This is a genomic window from Curtobacterium pusillum (genome assembly GCF_013359865.1).
Classification (GTDB): Bacteria; Actinomycetota; Actinomycetes; order Actinomycetales; family Microbacteriaceae; genus Curtobacterium; species Curtobacterium pusillum.
The window spans coordinates 1-6,834 of sequence record NZ_JABMCE010000025.1 but is presented as its reverse complement, the minus strand read 5'-3'; the positions used below and the strand labels follow the sequence as shown (position 1 = coordinate 6,834).

6 protein-coding genes are annotated in these 6,834 nt (G+C 72.2%); all 6 read left to right on the top strand.

Annotated elements, in window-relative coordinates; genetic code table 11:
• Window positions 1-823 (top strand): guanylate kinase (gmk, locus tag HP507_RS00365; protein WP_217508342.1); only part of this gene is annotated, 823 nt, incomplete at its 5' end.
• A 28-nt stretch (window positions 824-851) separates the two neighbouring features.
• Entirely contained in the window at window positions 852-1,115 is a 264-nt protein-coding gene (gene rpoZ / locus HP507_RS00360) for a DNA-directed RNA polymerase subunit omega (RefSeq protein ID WP_022906709.1), read from the top strand.
• 5 nt (window positions 1,116-1,120) lie between these two features.
• Complete coding sequence (gene metK / locus HP507_RS00355) at window positions 1,121-2,335, top strand: methionine adenosyltransferase (RefSeq protein WP_175349917.1); 1,215 nt, start codon at window positions 1,121-1,123, stop codon at window positions 2,333-2,335.
• Window positions 2,336-2,343: 8 nt separating this feature from the next.
• The gene (locus HP507_RS00350) at window positions 2,344-4,326 is read left to right on the top strand and encodes a primosomal protein N' family DNA-binding protein (protein WP_175349916.1); all 1,983 of its coding nucleotides are present in this window, start codon (window positions 2,344-2,346) and stop codon (window positions 4,324-4,326) included.
• Between the two features lie 277 nt (window positions 4,327-4,603).
• Entirely contained in the window at window positions 4,604-5,656 is a 1,053-nt protein-coding gene (tdh, locus tag HP507_RS00345) for an L-threonine 3-dehydrogenase (RefSeq protein WP_175349918.1), read from the top strand.
• On the top strand, window positions 5,656-6,834 hold a 1,179-nt coding region (locus HP507_RS00340), incomplete at its 3' end, for a glycine C-acetyltransferase (protein ID WP_175349915.1). The genes tdh and HP507_RS00340, both read left to right, overlap by 1 nt.

Genomic DNA, 6,834 nt, shown 5'->3' with positions numbered 1-6,834 from the left:
GGCCCGCGCCGCGGTGAAGGCCGCCGTCGCCTCGGGGGAGCGGTCCGCGCTCGAGGTCGCCCGTGCGGCCTGGTCCGACGCCGACGTCCCCGCCGAGAAGTCCCTGCGCGTCCGCGACCTGCTGACGAGTCTCCCCGGGATCGGTCCGGCACGTGCCGAGGCGATCATGGGTGACCTGCGGATCGCGCCGTCGAAGCGCCTCGGCGGCCTCGGCACCCGGCAGCGCTCGGAGCTCGCCGACTGGCTCGCGGCCCGCGGCCGGAAGCGCGGCAGCTCGAAGCTCGTCGTCCTCGCCGGGCCCACCGCGGTCGGGAAGGGCACCGTCAGCGCGTACATCCGTGAGCAGTACCCCGACGTCAACCTCAGCGTCTCGGCCACGACCCGGAAGCCCCGCCCGGGCGAGGTCGACGGCGTGCACTACTACTTCGTCGACGACGACGAGTTCGACCGGATGATCCGCGACCGCGAACTCCTCGAGTGGGCGACGGTGCACAACTCGTACCGGTACGGCACGCCCCGTCCGCCGATCGACCGCGCGCTCGACGCCGGCGACAAGGTCATGCTCGAGATCGACCTGCAGGGTGCCCGGCAGGTCCGCGACGCCATGCCCGAGGCGGTCCTGGTGTTCCTGCTGCCCCCGTCGTGGGAGGAACTCGTCCGTCGGCTCATCGGGCGCGGCACCGAATCCGCCGAGGAACAGGCCCGACGGCTCGACACCGCGAAGGTCGAGCTCGCCGCCCAGGACGAGTTCGACGTGCGGATCGTGAACTCCGATGTCGGCACTGCGGCACGCGAGGTCGTAGACTTGTTCACTGCGCCCTGACCGGCGCGTTCGACCACGAGGAGACACCATGGCCAACCCCCAGGGCATCATCGACCCGCCCATCGACGACCTGCTCGCCAAGGTCGAGTCGAAGTACGCGCTGGTGATCTTCGCCTCCAAGCGTGCTCGCCAGATCAACGACTACTACGCCGACCTGCACGAGGGCTCGCTCTTCGACAACGTCGGCCCGCTCGTCGACTCGACGATCGACGACAAGCCGCTGTCCGTCGCGCTGCACGAGATCAACGAGGACAAGCTCACCGTCACCAAGCAGCAGCAGCCCACCGACTGATCGCGGTGACGAGCAGCAACCTGCGCCTCTTCACGTCCGAGTCGGTCACCGAGGGGCACCCCGACAAGATCTGCGACCAGATCTCGGACACGATCCTCGACGCACTGCTGACGGTGGACCCGCACGCACGCGTGGCCGTCGAGACGATGGTCACGACCGGGCTCGTGCACGTCGCGGGCGAGGTCACGACCTCCGGCTACGTCGAGATCCCGAAGCTGGTCCGTGACGTCATCACGGGCATCGGTTACAACTCGTCCGAGGTGTCCTTCGACGGGCACACCTGCGGCGTCGAGGTGTCGATCGGCGCACAGTCGCCCGACATCGCCCAGGGCGTCGACGAGTCGCTCGACGCACGCTCCGGCGTCGGCGTGGACCCGCTCGACCGCCAGGGCGCGGGCGACCAGGGCATCATGTTCGGCTTCGCGACGAACGAGACGCCCGAGTACATGCCGGTCGCGATCTGGCTGGCGCACCGCCTCGCCGAGCGCCTGGCCGAGGTCCGCAAGTCGGGCCAGCTGACGTTCCTGCGCCCGGACGGCAAGACCCAGGTGACGGTCGGGTACGACGGCGTCGTGCCGAAGACCGTCGAGACCGTCGTGCTCTCGACGCAGCACTCGCCGTCGGTCACGCTCGACGAACTCACCGCCGCCGTCACCGAGCACGTGATCCGTCCCGTGCTCGACCTGGTGGACCTCGACTCGTCGCACGTCGACGTCATCGTGAACCCGACCGGCCGGTTCGAGATCGGCGGCCCCCAGGGCGACGCCGGACTCACCGGCCGCAAGGTCATCGTCGACACCTACGGCGGGGCCTCCCGTCACGGTGGTGGCGCGTTCAGCGGCAAGGACCCGTCGAAGGTCGACCGCTCGGCCGCCTACGCGCTCCGCTGGGTCGCGAAGAACGCGGTCGCCGCGGGGCTCGCCGACCGGCTCGAGGTGCAGGTCGCGTACGCGATCGGTCGCGCGAAGCCCGTCGGGTTGTACGTCGAGTCGTTCGGCACCGGCCACGTGGACGACGCCGCCATCGAGGCCGCCATCCTCGAGGTGTTCGACCTCCGTCCGGCCGCGATCATCCGCGACCTCGACCTGCTGAAGCCGCGGTACGCGCAGACCGCGACGTACGGTCACTTCGGCCGCGAGCTCCCCGGGTTCACCTGGGAGCAGCTCGACCGCGTCGAGGAACTCCGCGCCGCCGCAGGACTCGTCGCCGCCGCCGTCTGAGGCACCGCGTGACCACCGTCGCGCGCGTCGTCCTCGACTCGCCGCTCCCGCAGTTGGACCGTCTGTTCGACTACCGGGTGCCGGCCGAGCTCGAGGACGACTGCGCGCCGGGGGTCCGCGTGAAGGTCCCGCTCCGGACCGGCGCACGGATGTCCGACGCGTACGTCGTCGAGATCGTCACCGAGGGGGAGTACCCCGGTGAACTCAGCGCCGTCGAGACGGTCGTCTCGCCCGTCCCGGCGCTGGCGCCGGAGATCTGGGCCCTGGCGCGCGCCGTCGCCGACCGTGCCGCCGGCGTCGCCTCCGACGTGCTCCGCCTCGCCGTACCGACCCGCCAGGTGCGCGTCGAGAAGGCCTGGCTGAACCGAGACACGACCTGGTCACCGACCGCGGTCACGCCACCGCCCGTCACCGGCTACGCCGACGGCGTCCTGGAGGCACTGGTCGCCGACCGCGGTCGCGCTGCGGTCGCCGCCGTCCCCCACCCGGTCGCGCTCGGGACGGAGGACGAGCCGGTGTGGGTCCCCGGGTGGGCCGCGACGCTCGCGCAGGCCGCGGCGCACACGGTCGCGTCGGAGCGGTCCGCCGTCGTCGCCGTGCCCGACTTCCGCGACGTCACCGACCTCGAACGGGCGCTCCTCGCCGTGCTGCCGGCCGAACGGGTGGTGCGGTTCGACGCCAAGCAGACGAACGGGCAGCGTGCGAAGGCCCTCCTGCAGGCACGCACGCACGCGGTGGTCGCGATCGGCAACCGCACGGCGATGTACGCGCCGGCGACGGACCTCGGGCTCATCGCGATGTGGGACGACGGGGACGCGTCGTTCATCGAGCCCCGCGCGCCGTACGTGCACACCCGGGACGTCGCCCTGGTCCGGGCGGCGCAGTCCGGCGCGGCGCTCCTGTTCGTGTCGCACGCGCGGAGCACCGACGTGCAACGGCTCGTCGAGCTGCACTGGCTGCAGGAGGTCGCTCCGTACCGGGTGAAGACGCCGAAGGTCATCCCCACGGTGCAGCAGACCGGGGCGGAGGGCTACGCCGCACAGGCCCGCATCCCGAGCTCCGCCTGGCGTGCGGCGCGGGAGGCCAGCCAGGCCGGCGCCGTCCTCGTGCAGGTGGCCAGTCCGGGCTTCGGCACGGGCCTGGTCTGCGCCGAGTGCGGCGAGCGAGCGCACTGCCGGGTCTGCGGCGGCCCGCTCGGCACTCCGCACCGCGGCGCGACGCCCCAGTGCCGGTTCTGCGGTGCCCTCGCGGTCGGGTTCCGCTGCCCGACGTGCGGCAACGGCACGGTCAAGCCCATCGGACAGGGCGCCCAGCGCACCGCGGACGAACTCGGGCGGGCGTTCCCGGGCACCCGGATCGTGGTGGCCGACGGATCACGCCCGCTCGACGAGGTCCCCGCGCGGCCGTCGGTCGTCGTCGCGACCCGCGGTGCCGAACCCTCCGTCGCCGGTGGCTACGCGTGCGTGCTGCTGCTCGACGGGGAGCGCATGCTCGCGCGGGAGGGACTCCGGGTGCAGGAGGACGTCCTGCGCTTCTGGACGAACGCCGCCGCGAAGGGCGCTCCCGGGGCGGAGGCGTACCTGGTCGGCATCGGCGGGAAGCTCGCGACGGCGATGGCGCTCTGGCGGCTCGACGGCCCGGCGCACGACGAGCTCGCCGATCGTCGAGAGCTGCACTTCCCGCCGGCGGTGCGCGTCGCGACGCTGACCGGCACGGACGAAGCGGTCACGGCCGCGGTCGAGGCGCTCGAGGGGCTCACGGCCGGATCCGTGCTCGGTCCGGTGCCGGTCGAGGACGATGCGCTCCCCGGGACCGTCCGCGCGATCGTGCGCTTCCCGTACGCGCACGGGGCCGAGGTCGCGGCGACGCTCAAGGCCGAGGTGATCCGGCGATCGTCGACCCGGCGCGTGCTGCCGGGTGGCAACCGTCGTCGGGCGGCGCCCGCGCTCCGGGTGCGACTGGACGACGCGGAGCCGTTCAGCGAGGTCTGACCCGGCCGGCCACGCACCTGCTCGGGTGGGACGACGTGTCGGGCGCACGCCGCGCCTCCAGGCCGCCGCCGGCGCGCAGTCGTTGCGGGCGCATGTTGCGACGTTCCGCTCGTCGATCGACGTGTGTGGTGTCGATGCATGCGCACGCACGTCCGGGTTCGCGCCGTGCATGCGACCCGCGTGGCCCGGGTGCCCCACGTGTGGGAGGCTGGACGACGGCGGTCACGAGCCGCCGAGGACACACATCACGCACGACGAGGTGACGCGGATGACGCCGATGAGGGCGCTGTACAAGCCGGACGCAGTTCCGGGACTGACCATGACCGAACGGCCGGTGCCGGTCCCCGGTGAGGACGAGGTCCTCATCCGGGTCCTCCGCACCGGGATATGCGGGACCGACCTGCACATCCGGCGGTGGGACGACTGGGCGGCCTCCGCGGTGACGGCCCCGCTCGTCCCCGGGCACGAGTTCTTCGGCGAAGTCGTCGAGGTCGGTTCCGCCGTACGCGACGTCGCCGTGGGGGACCGGGTCTCCGGTGAGGGGCACATCGTGTGCGGCACCTGCCGCAACTGCCGTGCCGGGCGCCGCCAGATGTGCATCCGGACGAAGGGCCTCGGCGTGCAGCGCGACGGCGCGTTCGCGGAGTACCTGACCCTGCCCGGCGCCAACGTGTGGGTGCACCACACCGACGTCGACCCTGACGTGGGCGCCCTGTTCGACCCGCTCGGCAACGCGGTGCACACGGCTCTGGCGTTCCCGGTCGTCGGCGAGGACGTGCTCGTCACGGGGTGCGGCCCGATCGGGCTCATGGCGATCGCGGTCGCGCGCCACGCCGGGGCGCGGTTCGTCGTCGGCACGGACGTCAGCGCGAACCGGCTGGCGATGGCGACGGCGATGGGTGCCGACCTCGGGGTCGACGTCGGTGTCGACGGTCCTGCCGCGATCCGCGCTGCGCAGGCACGACTCGGGCTGCGGGAGGGGTTCGACGTGGGCTTCGAGATGTCCGGCGCACCGACGGCGCTGCCGTCGATGGTCGACAACATGAACCACGGCGGACGGATCGCGATGCTCGGCCTGCCGACCGGGGAGATCGCGGTCGACTGGGGCAAGGTCGTCACGCACATGCTCACCGTGAAGGGCATCTACGGGCGGGAGATGTTCGAGACCTGGCAGACCATGAGCTCGATGCTGCAGACCAGCGAGGTGCTGCGCGACCGCATCGGTTCGATCGTCTCGGCACGGTACGCGGCCCGGGACTGGGAGGAGGCGTTCGCCGCGGCGGCGAGCGCGGACGGCGGCAAGGTCGTCATCGACTGGACGGAGATCTGATGTACGGCGCGATCAAGGACCACCTGACGGCGGAGCTGGCGGGGATCGAGGCGGCCGGTCTGACGAAGCGGGAGCGTGGCATCGCCGGCCCGCAGCGTGCGGCGATCGAGGCCGACGGCGTGGACCTGCTGAACTTTTGCGCGAACAACTACCTGGGGCTCGCCGACTCCACCGACCTGGTGGACGCCGCGAAGGACGCCCTCGACCGCTGGGGCTACGGGATGGCGAGCGTGCGGTTCATCTGCGGCACGCAGGACCTGCACCTCGACCTCGAGCGCCGGGTGTCGGCCTTCCTGGGCACCGAGGCCACGATCCTGTACTCGTCGTGCTTCGACGCGAACGGCGGTCTGTTCGAGGTGCTCCTCGGCGCGGAGGACGCGATCATCTCGGACGAGCTGAACCATGCCTCGATCATCGACGGCGTGCGGTTGTCGAAGGCGCAGCGGTTCCGGTACAAGAACCGGGACATGGCCGATCTGGAGGCGCAGCTCGCTGCCGCCTCCTCGGCTCGCTTCCGTGCGGTGGTCACGGACGGCGTGTTCTCGATGGACGGCTCGATCGCGCCGCTCGCCGAGATCTGCGACCTCGCCGACCGGTACGACGCGCTCGTCATCGTGGACGACTCGCACGCGGTCGGGTTCGTGGGTGAGCACGGCCGCGGCACGCCGGAGCTGTGCGGCGTCGCGGACCGGGTCGACGTGTACACGGGGACGTTCGGCAAGGCGCTCGGTGGCGCCTCGGGCGGGTACGTGGCCTCGCGGCGGGAGATCGTGGACCTGCTCCGGCAGCGGTCTCGGCCGTACCTGTTCTCGAACTCGCTCGCGCCGGTGATCGCTGCGGGGACGGTCGCTGCGCTCGACCTCATCGAGCGGTCGGACGACGCCCGCTCGGTCCTGCAGCGGAACGCGGCCCTGTTCCGGTCGCTGATGACCGAGGCGGGCTTCGAGCTGCTGCCGGGGGAGCACCCGATCGTCCCGGTGATGTTCCACGACGCCGCGCTCACCGCCCGGATCGCGGACGAGATGCAGGCGCGCGGGATCTACGTCACGGCGTTCAGCTACCCGGTGGTGCCGAAGGGGCGAGCCCGGATCCGGGTGCAGCTGTCGGCCGCGCACGCCGAGGAGCAGGTCCGCCGGTGCGTGGCGGCGTTCGTGGCGTCGCGCGACGCGGCCGGCGGC